This window comes from Deinococcus rubellus (assembly GCF_025244745.1).
Classification (GTDB): domain Bacteria; phylum Deinococcota; class Deinococci; order Deinococcales; family Deinococcaceae; genus Deinococcus; species Deinococcus rubellus.
In genome coordinates, this window is sequence record NZ_CP104213.1 from 1,025,849 (window position 1) to 1,045,828 (window position 19,980).

General features: G+C 65.1%; 21 protein-coding genes. 10 read left to right on the top strand and 11 right to left on the bottom strand.

Translation table 11 applies throughout. The annotated features are described in order from the left end of the window. Nucleotides 1–266: 266 nt before the first annotated feature. A complete protein-coding gene (locus N0D28_RS05420) occupies nt 267–1,067 on the top strand; it encodes a BON domain-containing protein (RefSeq protein ID WP_260561356.1) in 801 nt (266 codons plus the stop codon). Between the two features lie 57 nt (nt 1,068–1,124). On the opposite strand, the gene ruvB is transcribed toward N0D28_RS05420, so the two are convergent. Then, the gene (gene ruvB / locus N0D28_RS05425) at nt 1,125–2,129 is read right to left on the bottom strand and encodes a Holliday junction branch migration DNA helicase RuvB (RefSeq protein ID WP_260561357.1); all 1,005 of its coding nucleotides are present in this window, start codon (nt 2,127–2,129) and stop codon (nt 1,125–1,127) included. 86 nt (nt 2,130–2,215) lie between these two features. Then, nucleotides 2,216–2,623: a Fe-S cluster assembly sulfur transfer protein SufU gene (gene sufU, locus N0D28_RS05430; protein WP_260561358.1), complete on the bottom strand. Its 408-nt coding sequence runs from the start codon at nt 2,621–2,623 to the stop codon at nt 2,216–2,218. Nucleotides 2,624–2,687: 64 nt separating this feature from the next. On the opposite strand from sufU, the gene N0D28_RS05435 reads away from it, so the two are divergent. The 3 genes from N0D28_RS05435 (at nt 2,688) to N0D28_RS05445 (ending at nt 5,975) form a co-directional block, all read left to right on the top strand. After that, the gene (locus N0D28_RS05435; protein WP_260561359.1) at nt 2,688–3,653 is read left to right on the top strand and encodes a carbohydrate kinase family protein; all 966 of its coding nucleotides are present in this window, start codon (nt 2,688–2,690) and stop codon (nt 3,651–3,653) included. Between the two features lie 35 nt (nt 3,654–3,688). Then, on the top strand, nt 3,689–4,639 hold the full coding sequence (locus tag N0D28_RS05440) for a pseudouridine-5'-phosphate glycosidase (protein ID WP_260561360.1): 951 nt from the start codon (nt 3,689–3,691) through the stop codon (nt 4,637–4,639). Nucleotides 4,640–4,829: 190 nt separating this feature from the next. Continuing rightward, on the top strand, nt 4,830–5,975 hold the full coding sequence (locus N0D28_RS05445; protein ID WP_260561361.1) for an ABC transporter substrate-binding protein: 1,146 nt from the start codon (nt 4,830–4,832) through the stop codon (nt 5,973–5,975). A gap of 87 nt (nt 5,976–6,062) precedes the next feature. Here N0D28_RS05445 and N0D28_RS05450 read toward each other — a convergent pair whose 3' ends face one another. Further along, entirely contained in the window at nt 6,063–6,545 is a 483-nt protein-coding gene (locus N0D28_RS05450) for a hypothetical protein (RefSeq protein WP_260561362.1), read from the bottom strand. 93 nt (nt 6,546–6,638) lie between these two features. On the opposite strand from N0D28_RS05450, the gene N0D28_RS05455 reads away from it, so the two are divergent. Continuing rightward, complete coding sequence (locus N0D28_RS05455; protein ID WP_260561363.1) at nt 6,639–8,408, top strand: outer membrane protein assembly factor BamB family protein; 1,770 nt, start codon at nt 6,639–6,641, stop codon at nt 8,406–8,408. A gap of 61 nt (nt 8,409–8,469) precedes the next feature. Further along, nucleotides 8,470–8,751: a DUF427 domain-containing protein gene (locus N0D28_RS05460; protein WP_260561364.1), complete on the top strand. Its 282-nt coding sequence runs from the start codon at nt 8,470–8,472 to the stop codon at nt 8,749–8,751. An 80-nt stretch (nt 8,752–8,831) separates the two neighbouring features. Here N0D28_RS05460 and N0D28_RS05465 read toward each other — a convergent pair whose 3' ends face one another. From N0D28_RS05465 to hisF, 3 genes are all read right to left on the bottom strand, one after another. Beyond that, on the bottom strand, nt 8,832–9,794 hold the full coding sequence (locus tag N0D28_RS05465; RefSeq protein ID WP_260561365.1) for a ribose-phosphate diphosphokinase: 963 nt from the start codon (nt 9,792–9,794) through the stop codon (nt 8,832–8,834). Nucleotides 9,795–9,956: 162 nt separating this feature from the next. Beyond that, nucleotides 9,957–10,634 carry a bifunctional phosphoribosyl-AMP cyclohydrolase/phosphoribosyl-ATP diphosphatase HisIE gene (hisIE, locus tag N0D28_RS05470; protein ID WP_260561366.1) on the bottom strand — a complete coding sequence of 226 codons (678 nt, stop codon included), beginning with the start codon at nt 10,632–10,634 and terminating at the stop codon, nt 9,957–9,959. Continuing rightward, on the bottom strand, nt 10,634–11,449 hold the full coding sequence (gene hisF, locus N0D28_RS05475; RefSeq protein ID WP_260561367.1) for an imidazole glycerol phosphate synthase subunit HisF: 816 nt from the start codon (nt 11,447–11,449) through the stop codon (nt 10,634–10,636). Before hisF ends, hisIE begins: the two co-directional genes overlap by 1 nt. 414 nt (nt 11,450–11,863) lie before the next feature. Here hisF and N0D28_RS05480 point away from each other — a divergent pair, with 414 nt between their 5' ends. Both N0D28_RS05480 and N0D28_RS05485 read left to right on the top strand, forming a co-directional pair. Further along, a complete protein-coding gene (locus N0D28_RS05480) occupies nt 11,864–12,322 on the top strand; it encodes a response regulator (RefSeq protein ID WP_260561368.1) in 459 nt (152 codons plus the stop codon). Between the two features lie 111 nt (nt 12,323–12,433). Beyond that, nucleotides 12,434–13,246, top strand: a complete 813-nt coding sequence (locus N0D28_RS05485; protein ID WP_260561369.1) for a type III pantothenate kinase — start codon at nt 12,434–12,436, stop codon at nt 13,244–13,246. Between the two features lie 147 nt (nt 13,247–13,393). Here N0D28_RS05485 and N0D28_RS05490 read toward each other — a convergent pair whose 3' ends face one another. After that, nucleotides 13,394–13,852 (bottom strand): TerD family protein, encoded by a 459-nt coding sequence (locus N0D28_RS05490; RefSeq protein WP_260561370.1) that lies wholly within the window; start codon nt 13,850–13,852, stop codon nt 13,394–13,396. Continuing rightward, nucleotides 13,828–14,373 (bottom strand): TerD family protein, encoded by a 546-nt coding sequence (locus tag N0D28_RS05495; RefSeq protein WP_260561371.1) that lies wholly within the window; start codon nt 14,371–14,373, stop codon nt 13,828–13,830. Before N0D28_RS05495 ends, N0D28_RS05490 begins: the two co-directional genes overlap by 25 nt. Nucleotides 14,374–14,598: 225 nt before the next feature. Here N0D28_RS05495 and dnaJ point away from each other — a divergent pair, with 225 nt between their 5' ends. Continuing rightward, complete coding sequence (gene dnaJ / locus N0D28_RS05500; RefSeq protein ID WP_260561839.1) at nt 14,599–15,708, top strand: molecular chaperone DnaJ; 1,110 nt, start codon at nt 14,599–14,601, stop codon at nt 15,706–15,708. A 94-nt stretch (nt 15,709–15,802) separates the two neighbouring features. On the opposite strand, the gene N0D28_RS05505 is transcribed toward dnaJ, so the two are convergent. From N0D28_RS05505 to pgm, 3 genes are all read right to left on the bottom strand, one after another. Next, nucleotides 15,803–16,390, bottom strand: a complete 588-nt coding sequence (locus tag N0D28_RS05505) for a hypothetical protein (protein ID WP_260561372.1) — start codon at nt 16,388–16,390, stop codon at nt 15,803–15,805. 153 nt (nt 16,391–16,543) lie between these two features. Next, nucleotides 16,544–16,993, bottom strand: a complete 450-nt coding sequence (locus tag N0D28_RS05510) for a hypothetical protein (RefSeq protein ID WP_260561373.1) — start codon at nt 16,991–16,993, stop codon at nt 16,544–16,546. Then, nucleotides 16,990–18,636, bottom strand: a complete 1,647-nt coding sequence (pgm, locus tag N0D28_RS05515; protein WP_260561374.1) for a phosphoglucomutase (alpha-D-glucose-1,6-bisphosphate-dependent) — start codon at nt 18,634–18,636, stop codon at nt 16,990–16,992. Before pgm ends, N0D28_RS05510 begins: the two co-directional genes overlap by 4 nt. A gap of 331 nt (nt 18,637–18,967) precedes the next feature. Here pgm and glpX point away from each other — a divergent pair, with 331 nt between their 5' ends. Continuing rightward, nucleotides 18,968–19,957 (top strand): class II fructose-bisphosphatase, encoded by a 990-nt coding sequence (gene glpX, locus N0D28_RS05520; protein ID WP_260561375.1) that lies wholly within the window; start codon nt 18,968–18,970, stop codon nt 19,955–19,957. Nucleotides 19,958–19,980 lie beyond the last annotated feature (23 nt).

Genomic DNA, 19,980 nt, shown 5'->3' on the forward strand with positions numbered 1-19,980 from the left:
GCAAGCTCCTTTTTTCAGAATGTCCGGAAAATCCTGACTTTTCTCATCTGTTGCTGGCTGCAGTCGTGGTTTCTAGCTGCCGACTCGCTCCTTCAGAACAAGGCAGAATGGTTATCAGATGAGAAGCAAGTCGCATATTTCACCAGAAGGAGTCTTCTGGATTTCATCGTGCCCTGAACCCGGTGAGATGAGGAGCGCCTCGACAAATCCTTCATTAAAAGTAATTTGCTTACATTTTGAGCTGCCGGGGCGGTACCCTTGAACACATGTGGCCCTTTGGAAAATCGACAGCAGACCGTGTTAAGGAAGCCCTCAACGCTCAGCCGCAGCTCAAGGACCTGGGCTTGCAGGTCAGCGAAAGCGGCGGCAACGTCACGGTGGCGGGCATGGTGCCCAATGACCGCTACGGCCAGCTTGTCACGGTGATCGCCGAAGGCATCAACGGCGTCAAGAACGTGGATATCAGTGGGCTGGTGGCCCAGGCACCCGCCGAGGTGCAGGTCAGTGCGCCCACACCCAGCGTTGAGGTCGGTGGCTCGCAAGACGATGCCAGCAGCGTCACCGAGACCGGCTCGCAGGGCGGCAGCGTGATGCAGAGTGATCCTGTTCCCAGCCCGGCCAGTACAAGCGCCGACGACGCCATCGCCCAGGCCGTGGAAAGCAGCAAGATCGCCAAGGCGGTCTACCATGCCATCCGCAGCAACGGCGAACTCGCCGACGACCCGATCGACGTGCTGCAAAGCGGCAAGAGCGTCATTCTGCGCGGCGCGGTGGACAGCGACCATGAGCAGCGTCTGGCCGAGCAGGTCGCGCGCGGCGTGGCGGGCGTGGCGGGCGTGGACGTGAGCGGCCTCAAGGTGGTCGCTCAGGCCAAGGAAATGCACAAGGACCGCGACGAGAAGAGTGGTGACGCCACTTACACCATCAAGTCGGGCGATACTCTCAGCGCCATCGCCGAGAAGTATTTCGGAGACGCCATGCGCTATAAGGACATCGCTCACTTCAATAACATCTCCGACCCTGACGCTATTCAGGCGGGGCAGGTCATCAAGATTCCCAGCGCCTGATCTTCACAATAAAACGGGCCGCTTCTTAACCGAGGCGGCCCGTTTTATTGGTTCAATTTAGTTGATAAACAGTGGCAGCTCGTCGTCCGGGTGGCCCGAGATGGGCAGGCCCAGGTGCTGATAGGCGTGCGCGGTGGCGACCCGGCCCCTGGGCGTGCGCTTGATGAAGCCGAGCTGGATCAGGTACGGCTCGTACACGTCTTCCAGGGTCAGTCCATCCTCGCTGATGGCGGTGGCCAGGGTGTCCACGCCCACTGGGCCGCCTGCGAAGCGGTGAATCAGGGTCTCCAGGTACTTCTTGTCGCGGTCATCCAGGCCTGCCGCGTCGAGGCCGAGCTTGTCGAGGGCGCTGAAGGTGCGCTCCAGGCCGATGACCTTCTCGCCCGCCACCTCGGCGTAGTCGCGCACCCGCCGCAGCAGTCTCTTGGCGATCCGCATGGTGCCGCGTGAGCGTGCGCCGATTTCCAGGGCCGCTTCCTCTTCCAGTCCGAAGCCCAACAGCCGGGCGTCGCGCAGCAGGTTGATGGCGATTTCCTGCGGCGTGTAGTACTCCAGATGCTCCATGATCCCGAAGCGGCTGCGCATCGGCGCGCTGATCAGACCGGGGCGGGTGGTCGCGCCGACCAGGGTAAAGCGCGGCAGCGGCAGCTCGATGGTGCGCGCCGCCGGTCCCTGCCCCAGCACGATGTCGAGTTTGTAGTCCTCCATCGCCGGATAGAGGTGCTCCTCGGCGACGCGGCCCAGGCGGTGAATCTCGTCGATAAACAGCACGTCGCCCTCTTCCAGACTGTTGGTCAGAATGGCAGCCAGGTCACCGGGTTTCTCGATGGCCGGGCCGGACGTGACCCGGATATTGACGCCGAGCTCATAAGCGATAATGTGCGCCAGGGTGGTTTTGCCCAGACCCGGCGGCCCGAACAGCAGGGTATGGTCGAGCGCCTCGCGGCGGCCCCTGGCAGCCTGGAGATAGACGCTCAGCTTGTCTTTGAGCTTGACCTGCCCCACGTATTCGGCCAGGGTCTTGGGCCGCAGGGCGGCGTCGGTGTTCTCGGACTGCGACATGGTTCCAGTGTAGCTCAATTCTGCTATTTACGAAATAGGGGAGGGAAGTGTAGGTCTGAGCGTGTTTGGTTCTAGACTCAACCGACTCAGTCCAGTGCTTCTTGCAGCGCGTCCCAGGCCAGCAGGGCGCAGCGGCGGCGGGCCAGCAGCTTGCTGACGCCTGCCAGGGCTGCCAGTTCGCCCAGCGTCTCGGCGGGCGGCTCACCCTGCACCATCGCCCGGAACTGCGCAGCCACGTCTGCCGCTTCCTGACGGGTCAGGCCGCCGAGACGCTCGGTCATGAGGCTGGCGCTGGCCTGTGAGATGGCGCAGCCTTTGCCCTCAAAGCTCAGCCGGAGGTGTTCGCCGCTGAGCTGCACCCAGACCGTGATCTGATCGCCGCAGCCGGGATTCTGGCGCTCGGCGTGGGCAGCGTCCGGCAGCGTGCCGACATTGCGCGGGCGCTGCTGGTGCGAGCTGATGATCTCACGGGCAAGGGCGTCGGGCAGCTTCATCCCTGTATTGTGCGGCGGTGGCTGCCGCGCAGAATATGAGACAGATGATGTTAGGAGACAGGCAATGAAGTCGGGGCCGGTGGTGGTGGCAGGCGGCCTCAACACCGACATTCTCAGTCGCCTGCCCGCGCCGCTGCGGCTGGGCACCAGCAACCCCGCCCACACGACCTTCTCGCCCGGCGGGGTGGGCCGCAACCTGGCCCAGAATCTGGCTCAGCTCGGCGTGCCCACCCGGCTGCTGGGGGTGGTGGGCGACGACGCCTTCGGCGAGAGTCTGCTGAACCTGACCGCCGCCAGCGGGGTGGACGTGTCAGGGGTGCTGCGGCGGGCGGGCCCCAGCGGCAGCTATCTGGCGGTGCTGACTGAGGACGGTGAACTTCACGCGGGGCTGAGCAGCATGGCCCTGACCGCTGCCCTGACGGACGCTGAGGCGCAGCGCTGGGCCGGGCATCTGGACACCGCCAGCGCCCTGATTGTGGACGCCAACCTGCCGCCCGAGGTGGTGGCCCGGCTGCTGGACGAGGCGGCCCGGCGCGGCGTGCCCAGTGTGCTGGAGCCGGTCAGCGCGCCCAAAGCTGGGCGACTGCGCCCGCTGCTCTCACCTGCGCGTCCGGTGTGGCTGCTCAGCCCAGACCGGGCCGAACTCGCCGCACTGACGGAACAGAACCTGACTGCGGCTGACGACGCTGCCCTCCTGGATGCAGCCCAGCAACTCCGGCAGCGCGGGGCTGACTTCGTGCTGATCACCCTCGGCCAGCGCGGCAGCTGGCTGGTGGGGGAGGGGCTTCCCATTCACACGCCCGCCCGGCAGGCGCAGGTGCTCGACGTGACCGGGGCCGGAGACGCCCTGCTCGCCGGGCTGATCGCCGCCCGCTGGTACGGCCAGGGCTGGCCCGACGCGCTCAGACAGGCCCATCTCTGCGCCGCCCTGACCATCGAAGCGCTGGGGGCGGTGCGCGCTGACCTGTCGTCGGAACGGCTGCTGGCTGAGTGGGGCCGCCCCGTGCTTTTGCTCTCCTCAGCCTTCTAGCCTCTCGGTCCCGCAAACCCGTTACCCTGGGCAGCATGTCTCATCCCCTGCTCGATTTTGCGCCCGAAGTGGCCCAGGCCATTCAGGACCGCCGCCCGCTGGTGGCCCTGGAAAGCACCATCATCAGTCACGGTATGCCTTACCCGCAAAACGTCGAGACGGCCCGCGAGGTCGAAAGCCTGATTCGCCTGGCCGGGGCCGTGCCCGCCACCATCGCCGTGATCGGTGGGCGGCTCAAGGCGGGCCTGAGTGATGACGAACTCGAAATCCTCGGCACCGACAAGTCCGTGCAGAAGATCAGCGTGCGCGATCTGCCCATGACGGTGGCGACAGGCGGACACGGTGCGACCACCGTCGCCACCACCATGCGGATTGCGGCGCTGGCAGGTATCCGGGTGTTTGCCACCGGCGGCACCGGGGGGGTGCACCGGGGGGCCGGGCAGACCTTCGACATCAGTGCCGACCTGATGGAACTGGCCCGCACGCCCGTCGCGGTGGTCAGCGCCGGGGTCAAGAGCATTCTCGACATCAGTCTGACGCTGGAATACCTGGAGACCCAGGGCGTGCCGGTCATCGGCTTCGGCGCGGCTGGGTTCCCCGCCTTCTACAGCCGCGAGTCGGGCTTCGCCGCGCCGCTGGTGGCCGAGAGCGCTCTGGCAGTGGCCCGCGCCCTCTTCGCCCAGTGGTCGCTGTCCCTGCCGGGCCGGACGGCGGGCGGCGCGCTGATCGCCAATCCCATTCCTCAGGAAGCTGAGATCGGCCGTGCCGAGATTGACCCGGTCATTGAGCAGGCCCTCGCCGATATGGCCGCGCAGGGCATCAAGGGGAAAGACACTACCCCGTACCTGCTGGGCCGCATCGTGGAGATCACCGGGGGCCGCAGCCTGACGGCCAATATCGCCCTGGTCAAGAACAATGCGGTGGTGGCTGCGCAGATTGCCGCCGAATTGCGAGCGCTTGAGACGGCCCACGAAAACGGTGACTGAGCAGGAACCCCGTCTCCCTTATTGTGCAACAAAAAAATTCCGTCTAGCACGGTGTCGAGCTTCCGTAACCTGGTGATTTGACAGGGTGCGGCGCGCGTGCCACCATGACTCACCCACATCGTTCAATATCGCCGTTTTCTGTTCAGGGTTTCTGGGAGCGGCGGGTGAGTTTTTTCTTTGGAGGTTCCTTATGAATCAGCGACTTCGCTCCACCACCCTCGCGCTCCTCGGTTTCTCCCTGCTCGGCGCGGCTCTGGCCGATAAGGTGGTCAGCATCGGTTACAGTGGCCCCCTTTCCGGCGGCGCAGCATTCTACGGCAAGGACGTGCAGTCGGGTCTGGACATGGCGATTGATGAGATCAACAAGGCGGGCGGCATCACGGTCAAGGGCGAGAAGGTCACCTTCAAGCTGGCGGCTCTTGACGACAAGTACCTGCCCAACGAGACCGGCACCAACGTCAAGCGCCTGACCTCACAGGGGATTGACGTGATTGTCGTGCCGCACGCCGGTGGTATTCAGGTGGCGCAGGCCCTCAACACCCGCGATCCGCAGTTCTTGCTGGTGGCCTACTCCTCCGAACCCAAGATCCTGGAGGCCAACAACCCGCTCACCTTCATGCTGCCGCCGCGCTACGACGTGTACGTCGCGCCGTTCGTGAAAAAGGAAATGACCACCTTCGGCAAGAAGCTGGGCATGGTCGGCACGACCTCGGCTTACGGCAAAGCCTGGGGCGACGTGGTGTCGGCAGAGTGGAAAAAGCAGGGCGGCACCATCGGCACCAACAACGGCGTGGATTACGGCACCACCGTGGACTACTCCAGCGCTGTCACCAAAGCGCTCTCGGAGAAGCCCGATGTGCTGTTTATCGGCGGGCCGTCGCAGCCCACTGCGCTGGTCATCAAAGCGGCCCGCGAACAGGGCTTCAAGGGCGGCTTCATCGTGATGGATCAGGCCAAGTTTGAGCAGATGGGCAGCATCATCCCCATCTCGTACCTCAACGGCTCGGTCGGGGTGATGCCGGTGGCTGAATTCCCCGGCACCCAGGTCTTCAGTGCCCAGTACCAGCGCCTCTACAAGAAAATTCCCACCAGCGAGGCGGCCCTCAACTACATGGGCATGAACGTGGTCGCCAAGGCGATGGAACTGGCTGGAACCACCGACGACCCAATGGCGATTCGCGCCAAGCTGGGCCAGGCGGCCACTTCGCTGCCGCGCAACAAGACCGTCTACAGCCTCAAGAGCGTGACGGCCCAGGGCCACATGGACGCCGACGTACTGGCCGGGTTCATTCAGGACGGCAAATACACCAAGCTGCGCCTGAGCAGCCTCAAGTAACCTTCAAATAAAACAGGCCAAATAAAATGGGCCGCCCGGATGATTCGGGCGGCTTCTGTTCGTTTGGGTATCTTCGTGCGGTGGCGCTTACTGCAAGCGCTTCATGATGTCTTGCAGGCTCTGCGAGTCGGCCCAGGCCATCCCAGCCTGCGCGTAGGTCATGGCGCTGTCGCGGTCACCGCGTTGCAGGGCGATGTAGGCCAGCTTGGCCGCACTCAGCGAGGCCCACTGCTTCTCGGTGTCGCTCAGGTCGTTGAGGTTCGACCAGCCGTTGTAGGCGTTGATCCACCACTGGGTCTTGGTGTAGAGCTGCGCCAGGTAAGCGCCGTAGGCGCGGTCCGTGCTCAGGGTCGAGGCGGTGTAGGCCTGATCCACAGCCGCTTTCCAGAGGGTGCGGTCATAGAAGGCGGCGGGGTAGGCCACGTCGGCCTGCACGGCCAGCTCGCTGGCGCGGGTGAAGTGGTCGGCCGCCGTCATCGGGGCGTTGCCGGTCATGGTGTCGGTGGTGGTATCTTGCGCGGCGGCCAGACCAGCCAGAGCAAAAGCGGTCAAGATGAGAATCTTTTTCATATCAATGCCCATCTTAAGACGCTAGTGTGCGGGCGTCTACGATTTGCCATGTGTGAGGCGGCTGCTTTAAGAGAATGTAAAGGAGAATCCATTTTGTTGCTGACCCGTTTTGCACCCCGCGTGCTGCTGTTCTCATCGCTGCTGATCGCTGCCGCCGCGCTGCCTGCCGCCCAGGCCGCCGCGCCGACCCTGAGCTGGTCCAGAAATGTCAAGGCCCTCGGTGCGCTGAGCGTGGCCGACAACGGCGACGTGCTTCTGATCGGCTCGGACGCCAAGCTGCACCGCTTTGACAGCACTGGCAAGGAGTTGTGGGCCTTCGCGCTCGGCGACATTGGCCGTGCTGCGCCGGTCATCACGATGCAGGACGTGACGCTGGCAGTGGCCTACGACGACACCGTCTATGCCATTGACCCGAAAGGCCAGAAGCTCTGGAGCGTGCGCCTCGACGGTGACCTCTACGCCTCGCCCACCCTGCGTAGTGACGGCAGCATCATTGTGGCCAGCAGCGGCGGCACGGTGTATGCCCTGAACGCCCAGGGTGGCCAGCTCTGGAAGTACAAGGTCGGCGCGCCGGTCTTCAGTTCGCCGGTCATCACCCCGGACGGCAGCGTCGTGTTCGGTACCCAGGGCAACCAGGTCGTGGCCCTGACAGCAGACGGTCAGTTGAGCTGGCGCTTCCGTACCGGCGGCACGGTGTTCAGCAGCCCTGCGCTGGACGCGGCGGGTAACCTGTATTTCGGCTCTGGCGACAAGAAAATCTATAGCCTGACCCCCGGTGGCGAGCTGAGGTGGTCGCGGGCCACCGCCTCGTTCGTGAATGCCAGCCCGATCATCACCTCGCAGAACCTGGTGGTGGTGGGCAGCTACGACGGTAACGTCTATGCCCTGAGCACCGAGGGCAAGGACGCCTGGGTGTATCCGGCGGGCGCGGCGGTGGCGGCCCCGGTCGCCGAACTCGCAGGCGGCACGCTGCTGGTGGGCGATATGGGCGGCAACCTCCACGCCATCGGCCCGAATGGTCAGGCGCTGTGGACCCTCAAGGTGGGCGAGCGGATGGACACCAGCGTGAATGCCAGCCCAGCCGGAACGCTGTACTTTGCCACCGCCAGTGGCCAGCTCAGCGCGGTATCGGGCCTCGCGCCGCTGGCTGACGGCCCCTGGACCTACTACCGCAGTATTGCCTCGGGCGCGGGCCGCCGCCTCAGCGAGACGGAGGCCGCCCGCCTGACGGTCCTCAAGCGCCCCGCCGCCCTGAAAGCGCTGGCGGTGGCCGCTCAGCAGGCGGTGGTGGCCCAGGCACCCGCTGGACAATCCCCTGCTGGACAGTCCCCTGCGGTCAAGCCGCCCGTTGCACAGTCCCCAGCCGCTCAACAACCAGTCGCCCAGTCGCCTGTCCAAGCGCCGACCCCGCCCGTGACTGCTCCAGTCAAACCGTCCACACCCGTCGCCGTCAAGCCGCCGCCCGCTCCCGATCCCGACGCGCTGGCCCAGGCAGCGGGTGCGCGGGCCATAGCCGATCACGGCCAGATCGTTGTGCCGCTGCCGGAAGTGCTGGGCGCACTGGGGGCCAGCGTCATGGTGCAGACGCCGCGCAGTGTCACGGTGCAGCGGGGCAAGGACACCAGTACCCTGCCGCTGCACTGGCTGGGCAGCGGCCCCCAGCGCGGTGCCTGGCTGGCCCTGGCCGATCTGGAGCGCCTCAAGGTCGGGGGCGTGGCGGGCGTCAACCGGTACGTCGCTGGGGTCTACAGCCTGCAACTCGGCAACCAGGCGGCGCTCAGCTTCAAGCTCGATCTGCCGGGGCTGCTGCCGATCCGGCCCGTCAGGGAGTTCCCCAACGTGATCGAGCAGCCCGGTCAGTGAGCGCGCTCAACCGTCTGCTTCCCGACACACCCGGCAGCCCCACGCTCCTAGACTGAGCCGTATGAAAGCCATCTGGAACAATCAGGTCATTGCCGAGAGTGACAATACGGTGGTCGTGGAAGGCAACCATTACTTTCCACGCAGCAGCGTCAAGAGCGAGTACTTGACCAGCAGCCAGACGCATTCGGTGTGCCCCTGGAAAGGCACGGCCAGCTACTACACCCTGACAGTGGGCGGCAAGAACAACCCCGACGCCGCCTGGTACTACCCGCAGCCCAAGGACGCCGCCAGGGAGATCACCGATCATCTGGCGTTTTGGAAAGGTGTGGAAGTCAAAGCCTGAAAGCTTGAGCCTGATGCAGCGCAAAAGACGTGAGCGGTCCCCGGGCAGGGGGGCCGCTCACGTCTCGTCTTTGTCTGGATTTACTCGAACAGCGTGCTGACGCTCTCGCCGGTGTGGATGTTGCTGATGGCGTTGGCGAACAGCGGGGCCACGTTCAGCAGGGCCAGCTTACCGTTCGCCCGCGCGATCTTGTCCTCCGAGACGTAGACGGTGTTGGTGCTGGCGACCTCCACCGCGTCCAGGCCCGCGATGCGCTCGATGGCCGGGCCGCTGTAAACGCCGTGCGAAACGGCCACGTAGACTTCTTTCGCGCCCATGTTCTTGGAGAAATTGACGGCCTCCACCAGTGAGCCAGCGGTGGCGATTTCGTCGTCCACGATAAAGACCGTCTTGCCCGCCACGTCGCCGATCAGGGCGCGCGGATCGACGGCGGTGTCGGAGACGCGCTGCTTGTCGATGAAGGCCAGGCCCGAGTCCAGGCGGCGGGCAATCGCCGAGGCCCGCTTGATGCTGCCCGCGTCGGGAGCCAGCACCACGCCCTCGTGGGCATTGGGCACCCGCGACTTGAGGTGCTCGCTGATCACCACGTCCGCCGAGAGGTGGTCCACCGGCACCTTGAAAAAGCCGTGAACCTGCGGCGAGTGCAGGGTCATGGTCAGCACCCGGTCCGCTCCGGCTTCCTGCAAGAGGTCAGCCATCAGCCGCCCGGCGATGCTGATGCGCGGCGCGTCCTTCTTGTCGCTGCGAGCGTAGCTGTAATACGGAATCACGGCGGTGACGCGCCCGGCAGAGGCGCTCTTGGCGGCGTCGAGCATCAAGAAGAGTTCCAGAATCGAGTCGCTGACCGGGTTTGAGAAGCTCTGCACGATAAACACGTCGCCCTCGCGCAGCGAATCCTCGAAATGAACGATGATGTTCTCGTTGGTGAATTTCTCGGTCTTGGAGTGGCCCAGCGGAATGCCCAGGTTGTCGCAGATGGCCTGCGCGAGAGGGCGGTTACTCTGACCGGAAAAGACCATCAAAGGCCCACGGTTAATTGGCATGGAAGAAGTCCTCCGGGAGACGGAATACCGGGCAAAGGGCCAGTGGGCGGCGGGTGAGTGCTGGCTTATTGTAAGCGGGCCGGGCCAGGAAACGTGGGATCCGAGCATCAACTGGTTCAGCGTTCCCCGGTGGGTGACACCAGGGGTCAGACTCATTTCTACTCAGCCGATCTCCTTGGGTCCCTTCAACCCGGTGCGGCCCTCGCGCGCCTGCAACACGCGGGCCACGTCGCCGGGCGTCACACCGACCTCGGCCAGCGCGAACAGGGTATGAAACAGCAGATCGGCGGTCTCGGTGGCGAGTTCGGCCCGGTCTCCGTTCTTGGCGGCCAGCAGCACTTCCCCGGCCTCCTCGCTGATCTTCTTGAGCACCCGGTCCAGGCCGCCCGCGTGCAGCCGCGCCACGTAGCTCTGCTCCGGCAGGGTCGTGAGCCGCTCGCGGATGGTGGCGTAGACCCGCTCCAGCGTGCCGTCCAGACCATTTTCCTCTGAAACGGCGGTCTGCGTTTCTGTCAGCAGGGGCCGGTGAAAGCAGCTGTACTCGCCGGTATGGCAGGCCGGGCCCGTCTGCTGCACCCGGTAGAGCACGCTGTCACCGTCACAGTCGAGGGACACGCTCTCGATGTGCTGGAGGTGGCCACTGGTCAGCCCCTTGATCCACTGCTCGCCGCGTGAGCGCGAGAAGTAGGTGCCCTGCCGGGTGGCCAGCGCGTGTTCAAGGGCTGCCCGGTCGGCATACGCCTGCATCAGCACTGCGCCGGTCTGGGCGTCTTGCACCACCACCGGCACCAGCCCATCGGAACCGAACTTCACGGCGTCCAGGTTCAATGTTTCGGTCATCATGCTGCTCCCCCGCCCTGCAACGCGGGGTCATGCCATTCGGGGCGCACCGCGATGCCCTGGGCATGCAAATAAGCCTTGACCTGCGGCACGCTCAGTTCGCCGAAGTGAAACACGCTGGCCGCCAGCGCGGCGTCGGCCTGCCCGCCCGCCACGCCGCCCAGCAGCACGTCGCGGAAGTCTTCGAGGCTTCCCGCCCCGCCCGAGGCGATCACCGGCAGGTCTACGATCTGCGCCACCGCGCGGGTCGCGGCCAGATCGAAGCCCGCGCGGGTGCCGTCGGCGTCCATCACGTTCAGACAGATCTCGCCCGCACCCAGTCGCTGCCCTTCCTCGGCCCAGCGCAGCAGGTCGAGGCCAGTATCGACGCGCCCGCCGCCCACGAAGACATTCCAGCCGGAATGGTCTGGGCGGCGCTTGGCATCGATGCTGAGCATCACGCACTGCGCGCCGTGGTGGTCGCTGGCCTCGCGGATCAGCTGCGGCGTGCGGACAGCAGCGCTGTTGACGCTGATCTTGTCGGCCCCGGCCAGCAGCAACTGCCGGAAGTCGCCCAGGGTGCTGACCCCGCCGCCCACCGTCAGCGGCATCATGACCTGCTCGGCCACGCGGGCAGCCACGTCCAGCATCAGCTGGCGGCCCTCATGGCTGGCGGTGATGTCGTAGAAGACCAGTTCGTCGGCCTGCTGGGCCTCGTAGCGCTGGGCCAGCACCAGGGGGTCGCCCGCGTCGCGGTGGTCCTCGAAAAACCGGACGTTCTTGACCACCCGGCCATTCTGAACATCCAGGCAGGGAATGATGCGTTTGGCAAGCATCTCCAGAGTCTAAAGCATTCGTCATAAAAATCGCAGGGTTTTTATGATTGAGGAGAGTGGGCGAAACATGTGCTGGAGGAGATGGAAGCGGGCAGGCGTCCTCATCGGCGTCCGTTCTATCCAAGACAGTGGAATTGGTGGAGCGCTGTTCTACATCAATGGCAACGGACAACTGCCCCAGCGTGCGGCGGCCCCCGGTTCGGCTTGCTGCTGCGCCGCGCTTGTCTATTCAGCCGCTGGCGTGCTGCCCACCTGCCTACAGCCTCATCTCCAGGCTGATCTGCAGCGGTTCCGAAGGCCCATCAGATTGCAGAGAGTGATAGGCAGGTACATTTTCATCATAAAGGTCAGCTAAACTTTAAGGACACGTGAAGGTTGGTGAGAAACCAGGGAACCGAGCGGAGTGGGGGGACGATGCAGGGGCGTGGACGAATTTTACTGGTGGACGACAATCCAAATGATCTGGAACTGGCCCTGATCGCCTTCGAGAAGGCCGGGCGCTCGCCGGAGGTGACGGTGGCCCGTAGCGGTCAGGAAGCCATGCGGCTCCTGGGGCAGGTCACCAGCGAGCAGTTGCCGGACGTGGTGCTGCTCGACCTCAACATGCCGCATATGGACGGCCTGGCAGTGCTGGAAGCCATCCGCGAGCAGCCGCATCTGGCCGGACTGCCGGTGGTGATTCTCTCGACCAGCCGTGAGGAGCGCGACATCCGCGCCTGCTATGCGCGCGGCGCGAGCGCCTACGTGGTCAAGCCCGTCGAATTCGAGCAGTTCCTGAGTACCCTCAGTGCCACCTCCGAGTTCTGGACGCGTCTCAACGAGCACCCGCGCCGCGAGGGCAAGCGCAGTATCGAAAGGTCCGGCGGACAATAACCTGGAGCGGTCACGTCTCTCTTGAGATCAGCTGGGAGGGATATGCCGAAACTTCTTTCGCGGCCTGATGGCCCCCGTGTGACCCTGCGCCAGCGGCTCTAGACTGCCTGCATGCTCTCTGTGCTTCAGACCGCCCGCTTTCCGCTGCTGGCCATCGACATCGGCAACACCAGCACGGTGCTGGGTCTGGCCGACGAGACCCTGAGACTGGTCCGGACCTGGCGGGTGCGGACCAACCGTGAACTGCTCCCCGACGATCTGGCCTTGCAACTGAGCGGGCTGTTTGGTCTGGGTGCCCAGCTTGGGCCGGGTGACCAGCGCTGGCCGCGCAGCGCGGTGCTGAGCAGCGTGGCCCCGCCGGTGGGTGAGAACTATCTGCTGGCGCTGCGCCACCACTTCGGTATTGAGCCGTTCGAGGTCAGCACCGCCAACCTGCCGGACGTGACTGTGGAACTCGACCAGCCGGGCAGTCTGGGCGCGGACCGGCTGTGTAACCTCTTCGGGGCCGAGCGCTACCTCGGCACGAGCGAATACGCCGTGGTCGTGGATTTCGGCACCAGCACCAATTTTGACGTGATCGGGCGCGGTCGGCGCTTTGTCGGTGGGGTGCTGGCGACAGGCGCTCAGGTGTCGGCGGACGCGCTGTTTGCCCGCGCTGCCAAGTTGCCGCGCATCAATCTGCAAGCGCCTGCGAGCGCCATCGGCAAGAACACGGTCCACGCCCTGCAATCGGGCCTGGTGTTCGGTTACGCCGAGATGGTGGACGGCCTGCTGCGCCGCATCCGCGCCGAGTTACCGTCTCCTGCCGTGACAGTGGCCACCGGCGGCTTTGCCCGCACTGTCGAGGGGATCTGCACCGAGATCAATCACTACGACGACACCCTGACCCTACGCGGGCTGGTGGAACTGTGGGCCAGCCGCTGAGGAGCGCTACAAGTGCTGGGCCTCGCAGTTCCTGCTGCGCCCGTTTGATGCTGCCTCGGGCGGTCATGCCCGGCGCACTGAGGCCCAGCGCGGTCATCTGCCAGCCCCCGGACTTCCCGCTGGTGCTTGAGCGGCTCAGGCGGACCATCAGCATGTTGGTGGTGGCCTCGAATCCGCTGAGGTCGAAGCGGGCGAGTTCCTGCCCCGATCCGCTGACGAACAGGCGGCACAGGCCTGCTTCACGTCGCTGAACTTGTGGCCCGAAAACGAATTGACCACGAAGACCAGGTGGGCGGCCCTCTGCGGCACACCCGTCAGGTCAACCTCGATCACCTCGTCGTCGCCCTCGCCCTCGCCGGTCAGGTTGTCGCCGGAGTGCTTGACCGATTGATCGCTGCTGCTCAGGTGCATGAAAAAGACGGTTTCCAGGTGCTTGAACTGCCTGTCGAACAGCAGGCAGCCCGCGTCCAGATCGATGCTCCTGCCGCTGGCCGCGTCCCAGCCGAGGCCCATGCTGACGCGGCGGAGTTCGGGTGCGCCGTCCTCCTTGTGCAGCGAAACCCGCTCGCCTTTCTCTAGGCTCAGTGACTGGTTGAGGCTGACCACTTTGACCAGACTGATGTTGGCAGGACTGAGACTGGTGGGCGCTGCGGGGGTGGGTATGGCGATGGAACGGGCAGTGGCAGGTGTGGGCGCAGATGTGGGGGCTGGGCCACCTCGCTGCCGAACAGGGCGATCAGCTCGGCCAGCCCGCCTGCAAACCCCTGCCCGACGGCGGCGACGCGCCACTCGCCCCGGTAGCGGTAGAACTCCAGCAGCATGGCGGCCTTCTCGCTCTGGAGAGCGGAGAGCGGCTCGAAAGCCAGGCCCGCGACCTCGGCCCGCAGCCGCCCCGCCCGCTTGAGCGGCCACTCGTCGTGGCTGGCCGTCGACATCAGGCGCTCGACGTTGCCGAGCCAGGCCAGGTCAATGCTGAACTGCGCCTCGTACTGGCTGAAGCGGCCTGTGACCCCGCTGCCGGGCAGGGCCGGGTTGTTATGGAAGACGATGCTCTCGTCTGTGGCCATCTGGCGCTCGCCGTCCAGCGCGAAGAGGCTCAGATCGAGGCCCGGCAGGTCGTGTTGCACACGCAACTTAAGCTGGGTCTGGGTCAGGAGGCGCTTCTCACCGGGGTGCAGGTCGGGAATGGTGTCAGTCTAGAGAGTCGGTCCTGGAAGAGGCGACTTCCCCAAACAAGTCACCTTTCCTGAGTGCCCCCGTGTTAGGATTATGGGCAACGCGGCGGCCCTTTTCAGACCTGGCCCCGCAAATTTTGTGTTGGCCTGAAATGATATGAACGAGGTGCTATGAACGTGGATTATTACGAACTGCTGGAGGTTACGCGCAGCGCCAGCGGCGATGAGATCAAGAGTTCCTACCGCAAGCTGGCCCTGAAGTTTCACCCGGACCGCAACAAGGAAGAGGGTGCGGCCCACCAGTTTGCCAGGATCAACGAGGCCTACGCGGTACTGAGTGACGCCGACAAGCGCGCCCACTATGACCGCTTCGGCAGCGCGCCGAGTGCCTCGGGGATGCCCGGCGGCGATCCGTTCGGCGGCGCGGGCTTCGACCCGATGGACATCTTCGAGCAGCTCTTCGGCGGTGCGGTGGGCGGGCGCGGTGGCCGCCGGGGTCCGGCACGCGGCGACGACATCGAAACCGAGATCACCGTCACGCTGGAGCAGGCCCGCGTCGGCGCGGAGGTGCCGGTACAGGTCGACCGCCTCAGCGAGTGCGAGCACTGCCACGGCCAGAAGTCCGAACCCGGCGGCAAGCCGCCCAAGACCTGCCCCACCTGCAAGGGGGCCGGGCAGGTGCAGGCCCAGGCACGCACCATTTTCGGCAATATCATGACCCAGCAGCCCTGCCCCACCTGCCGGGGCGAGGGACAGCTCATCGAGGAACCCTGCAAGGTCTGCCGGGGACGCGGGCGCACCCTCAAGTCCGAAGTGGTGAAGGTGGCCTTGCCCAAGGGCATCGACGAGGGCTACCGCATCCGGGTGGCGGGCATGGGCCACGAGGGACCGGGCGGCGCAGGCGACCTCTACGTGCATATCGAGATGGCCAAGCACAGTGACCTCCAGCGCGAGGCCGAGCATCTGATCTTCCCAGCCAAGATCAGCTTTCCCAGGGCGGCGCTGGGCGGCCAGATCACGGTGCCGACTTTAGACGGCCCGCAGACGGTGGACGTCAAGCCCGGCACCCAGCACGGCGAACTCCACCGCCTGCGCGGCCAGGGCATGCCGAGGCTCCAGGGCAGCGGCACGGGCGATCTGGTGGTTGTCTACGAGGTGGTGGTGCCCAAGACCATCGCGCCCGAGGCCCGTGAGGCGCTGGCTGCCTATGCCCGCGCCACCGGTGAGGAAGTGCCGGAGCAGCACGGCTTCTTCGACAAGATCGGCAAGATCTTCCGGGGCGACTGATTTCTGGGATGACTGCCCCTTATCACCAGGAGCCCCCGCCTTCCAAACAGGGGAGGCGGGCACTTCCTGGTTGCGTCAGTGCCACTTCATCAGGTCATTTCATCGGCACCAGATCGGCATTGGGCCAGTCGGTGTCGCCGATACGATTCAGGACCATCTGAAAGTTCTTCACTGGTGGCTTGCCTTCGGCGATGTTCTCGCCGGTTTCTGTCCAGGTGCCGTCCTTGAATACGGCGGTGTAGCGCAGGGTCACTGGCCCTTCTGGAACGTCCCAGATGTAGCCGTCAGCGGTTGGCTTGAACGTGAACTTGCCCGCGTTGCCCCCCGAGAACGACGTGATATTGAAGGTCTTGTCATAAGAGTCGTAAGCAACGACGGCAAACGCATCAAAGCTGGCCGTGCCGTCAGCCTCATACCCACGGCCATGCAGAATTTTTAATGTGCCGTCTTGCATCGGACCGATCTTCTCCGGCTGGGTGATGATGTGGGTTTTACCATCTGGCAGGAGAATGGTCGCCGGGCCGCGCCACTCGCCGTTCATCCACGAAAGTGGGGCCATCATCTTCTGCTGGTCGGCCATCAGTTGCGCGGGCGTCATCTGCTGGGCCAGCGCCACCGGGGTGAGGGCGGCAGCCAGGACGGTGAGCAACGCGGCGGCAGGTCTGGTCAGGGTGCGTTTCAAAGGAACTCCTTGAGGACGCTTGACACACGGTGCGGCGGACGGACGATTCAAGCGGGGGCCGCTGTCCTTGACCGGTTGGCCGAGGTCACTATGGGCGGCCTTTTGGTGAGATGCAATGCAGTTGCTCACGCGCGCTCATCTGGACTGCTCGCGCTATTCGGCCGCCGCCTGTCCCTGCGGGTCAATCCGGAGCAGCGGCGACCCCAGCGGCGCAGTCAGGATCAGGGTGCCCAGGTAGACCTGCAACCGCTCCGGCAGTGTGTCCACCTTCAGCGGCCTGACTGGCAGGGCGGCCAGGCGGTACAAGCCTGCCTCGCCCGGCACCGCGTCGTACACGAAGGCCCCGCGCTGCTGTGGCCCGGCCAGATGCGCGTCGAAGCCGCCCGCCGGAGCGTTGACCGGCTCGCTCTCCGGCAGGGTGTCGATGGAGACGTGCAGGGCTTCGAGCAGTTCCTCGCTGGCGAGCGCCGCTGACGGCACGGTATCGTCGCCCGCCGCCAGAAACTGAGCGATGTGCCCGGCTTCGTCGCGGGCAAACCAGTCGAACTCCACCCCCCGGATTTCCTCCCGCGTGATGATGGTGTGTTGAACGGTCTCAGTCACTGCCCGGCTCCCAGCGCGGCGTTGACCACCTGCTCGGCCTCGCGCATGACTTCCTGAAGGTGTGCCTCGCCCTTCCAGCTCTCGGCGTAGATTTTGTAGATGTCCTCGGTACCGCTGGGCCGGGCCGCGAACCAGGCGAAGTCCGTCGTCACCTTCAGGCCGCCGATCGGCTCGTCGTTGCCGGGCGCGCGGGTCAGCTTGGCGGTGATCGGGTCGCCCGCCAGCGTCTTCGCCGTGACCTGCTCGGGACTGAGGTTGGAGAGGACCTTCTTGGCCGCTGCGCTGGCCGGAGCGTCGGCGCGGCTGTAGGCGCTGACGCCGAACTTCTGGCTCAGGTCGGCGAAGTGCTGGCTGGGCGTCTTGCCGGTTTTCGCCGTGATCTCGGCGGCCAGCAGGCCCATGATCACGCCGTCCTTATCGGTGCTCCAGGGACTGCCGTCCATTTTCAGAAAGCTCGCGCCCGCCGATTCTTCGCCGCCGAAGCCCAGCGTGCCGGTCAGCAGACCCTCCACGAAGTACTTGAAGCCCACCGGGACTTCCACCAGTTTGCGTCCCAGATCCTGCGCCACCTTGTCGATCAGGCTGCTGCTGACCAGCGTCTTGCCCACGCCCGCAGAGGTCGGCCAGTGGGGGCGGTGGGCGAACAGGTAGCTGATGGCGACGGCCAGGTAGTGGTTGGGGTTCATCAGGCCGTCTGGGGTCACGATGCCGTGCCGGTCCGCGTCGGGGTCGTTGCCGATGGCCACGTCGAAATCATCCTTGAGGGCCAGCAAGCTCGCCATCGCGTAGGGGCTGGAGCAGTCCATCCTGATCTTGCCGTCCTTGTCGACGGTCATGAAGGCGAACATCGGGTCCACCTTGCGGTTCACGATGGTCAGCTTGAGGTTCCATCTTTCCTGAATGGCTTCCCAGACCGGCAAACTGCTGCCGCCCAGCGGATCGACGCCGATGTCGACGCCCGCTTCCCGGATGGCGTCCAGATCGACGATGCCGGGCAGACCCTCCACGTAAGGCGTGATGAAGTCGAACTCAGCAGCCTGCTGCAAGGCTTCGACGTAGCTGACTTTCTTGACGCTTTTATTTCCTTCCCGCAGCAGTTCGTTGGCACGGTTCTGCACCCCTCTGGTGATGTCGGTGTCGGCGGGGCCGCCGCTGGGGGGGTTGTACTTGAAGCCGCCGTCCTGCGGGGGGTTGTGGCTGGGCGTGATGACGATGCCGTCGGCCTGGCCGATGTGGTGCTCCTCGCCCCGGTTGTAGTCCAGAATGGCGCGGCTGATCAGCGGCGTGGGCGTGTAGGCCCCGCCCTGGCTGCGGCGCACGTCCACGCCGTTGGCCACCAGCACCCGCAGCGCCGAGGCCAGCGCCGGTTCGCTGAGGGCGTGGGTATCGGCCCCGATAAACAGCGGTCCGTGAATGCCCGCTGAGGCGCGGTACTCGGCCACCGCCTGCGAGATGGCAAAGATATGCGCCTGGGTAAACGAGCCGTCGAGACTACTGCCCCGGTGGCCGCTGGTGCCGAAACTGACCTGCTGGGCCGGGTCGCTCATGTCGGGCGCGACCTCGTAGTAGCGGGTCAGCAGCAGCGGGATGTTGGTCAGGATTGCCTCGGGGGCCAGCTTGCCCGCCAGTTCAGAAATCGCCATGTGGTGCCTCCGTGCCTCAGTTTAACGGGGTCAGCTTCCGTTCGGGTTGAGGAGAGTCTTCAGGGGGCCTCCTCTCCTTGCTGTTGTCAGCCTGCATCCAAAGCGCCGCGTGGAGGTTTGTTAGCCTGAACCCATGCGCGAGTTCTGGGATTACTGGTGGCGGCTCTTCAAGCTGATCGGGGGCGTGGTGGCCATTCCGCTGGTGCTGTACTTGCTGCTGCTGTGGGCCGGGGTGTTCAAATAAATAAGGGCGTTCAGGCAAACCGCCCCGGCGTTGGTTGGAAGCGCTCCCAATACTTAGACGTCTAAGTTCTATGCTACGGTGCAAGATATGACCCTCACCCGACAGCAGTCGAACCTGGAACACGCCCTGGTGCTGGAAACGGCCCGCGTTACCGAGGCCGCCGCGCTGGCCGCCAGCCGCTTTGTCGGCATGGGCGACAAGCACGCCGTGGACGATGCGGGCACCCAGGCCATGCGCGACGTGCTCAATGAAATGGATATTCAGGGCGAGGTCGTGATCGGTGAGGGCGAGATGGATGAGGCCCCGATGCTCTACATCGGCGAGCAACTCGGGCACGGGCAGTATCAGGTCGATATCGCCGTCGATCCGGTGGAGGGCACCGAGGTCACGGCCAACGGCCTGCCCAACGGCCTGGCCGTCATCGCGCTCAGCGAGAAGGGCGGGTTGATGAAGGCCCCCGACTGCTACATGGAGAAACTCGTGGTGCCGCCGCCTGCCGCCGGACGGGTGCATCTCGACTGGCCGGTGGAGGCCAATATCGCCGCGCTGGCCCAGGCACTGAGCCGCAAGCCCGGCGATTTGCTGATCAGCATTCTTGACCGTGAGCGCCACGCCGAGTTGATCGCACGGGTGCGGCGGGCCGGGGCAAGGGTCAACCTGATCACCAGCGGCGACGTGATTTCCAGCTTGGCGGTGGGTGTGCGCGGCACTGGCATTCACGCGCTGATGGGGCTGGGTGGCGCGCCGGAAGGGGTCATCACGGCGGCGGCCATGAAATGCCTGGGCGCGGAAATTCAGGGCCGCTTGATCGCCGAGAACGACGAGCAGCGTGAGCGCTTCAAATTGATGGGCGTTGAGGAAGGCCGGGTCTACAAGACCGAGGAACTCGCGCCGGGAAAGCAAATTGTCTTTTCCGGTACCGGCATCACGCACGGCGAACTGCTCAGCGGCGTGCGGCGCTTCGGCGGTGGGGCGCGCACCCATACCCTGGTGATGGGCTACGCCACCCGCGTGGTGCGCTTCATCGACTCGGTGCATCTGGAAGACGACGGGGCGCGGGTGACGGTGCGGGTGTAAGTCCCGCAACACCAGCTCTCCCG

Bases quoted from the DNA above. Each gene is read 5' to 3' on its own strand.
- N0D28_RS05445 (WP_260561361.1), top strand. From the start codon at position 4,830: ATGAATCAGCGACTTCGCTCCACCACCCTCGCGCTCCTCGGTTTCTCC.
- pgm (WP_260561374.1), bottom strand. From the start codon at position 18,636: ATGGCGATTTCTGAACTGGCGGGCAAGCTGGCCCCCGAGGCAATCCTG.
- N0D28_RS05465 (WP_260561365.1), bottom strand. From the start codon at position 9,794: ATGCCAATTAACCGTGGGCCTTTGATGGTCTTTTCCGGTCAGAGTAAC.
- ruvB (WP_260561357.1), bottom strand. From the start codon at position 2,129: ATGTCGCAGTCCGAGAACACCGACGCCGCCCTGCGGCCCAAGACCCTG.
- N0D28_RS05485 (WP_260561369.1), top strand. From the start codon at position 12,434: ATGCTCTCTGTGCTTCAGACCGCCCGCTTTCCGCTGCTGGCCATCGAC.
- N0D28_RS05420 (WP_260561356.1), top strand. From the start codon at position 267: ATGTGGCCCTTTGGAAAATCGACAGCAGACCGTGTTAAGGAAGCCCTC.
- hisF (WP_260561367.1), bottom strand. From the start codon at position 11,449: ATGCTTGCCAAACGCATCATTCCCTGCCTGGATGTTCAGAATGGCCGG.
- N0D28_RS05435 (WP_260561359.1), top strand. From the start codon at position 2,688: ATGAAGTCGGGGCCGGTGGTGGTGGCAGGCGGCCTCAACACCGACATT.
- N0D28_RS05480 (WP_260561368.1), top strand. From the start codon at position 11,864: ATGCAGGGGCGTGGACGAATTTTACTGGTGGACGACAATCCAAATGAT.
- glpX (WP_260561375.1), top strand. From the start codon at position 18,968: ATGACCCTCACCCGACAGCAGTCGAACCTGGAACACGCCCTGGTGCTG.
- hisIE (WP_260561366.1), bottom strand. From the start codon at position 10,634: ATGACCGAAACATTGAACCTGGACGCCGTGAAGTTCGGTTCCGATGGG.
- sufU (WP_260561358.1), bottom strand. From the start codon at position 2,623: ATGAAGCTGCCCGACGCCCTTGCCCGTGAGATCATCAGCTCGCACCAG.
- N0D28_RS05460 (WP_260561364.1), top strand. From the start codon at position 8,470: ATGAAAGCCATCTGGAACAATCAGGTCATTGCCGAGAGTGACAATACG.
- N0D28_RS05450 (WP_260561362.1), bottom strand. From the start codon at position 6,545: ATGAAAAAGATTCTCATCTTGACCGCTTTTGCTCTGGCTGGTCTGGCC.
- N0D28_RS05440 (WP_260561360.1), top strand. From the start codon at position 3,689: ATGTCTCATCCCCTGCTCGATTTTGCGCCCGAAGTGGCCCAGGCCATT.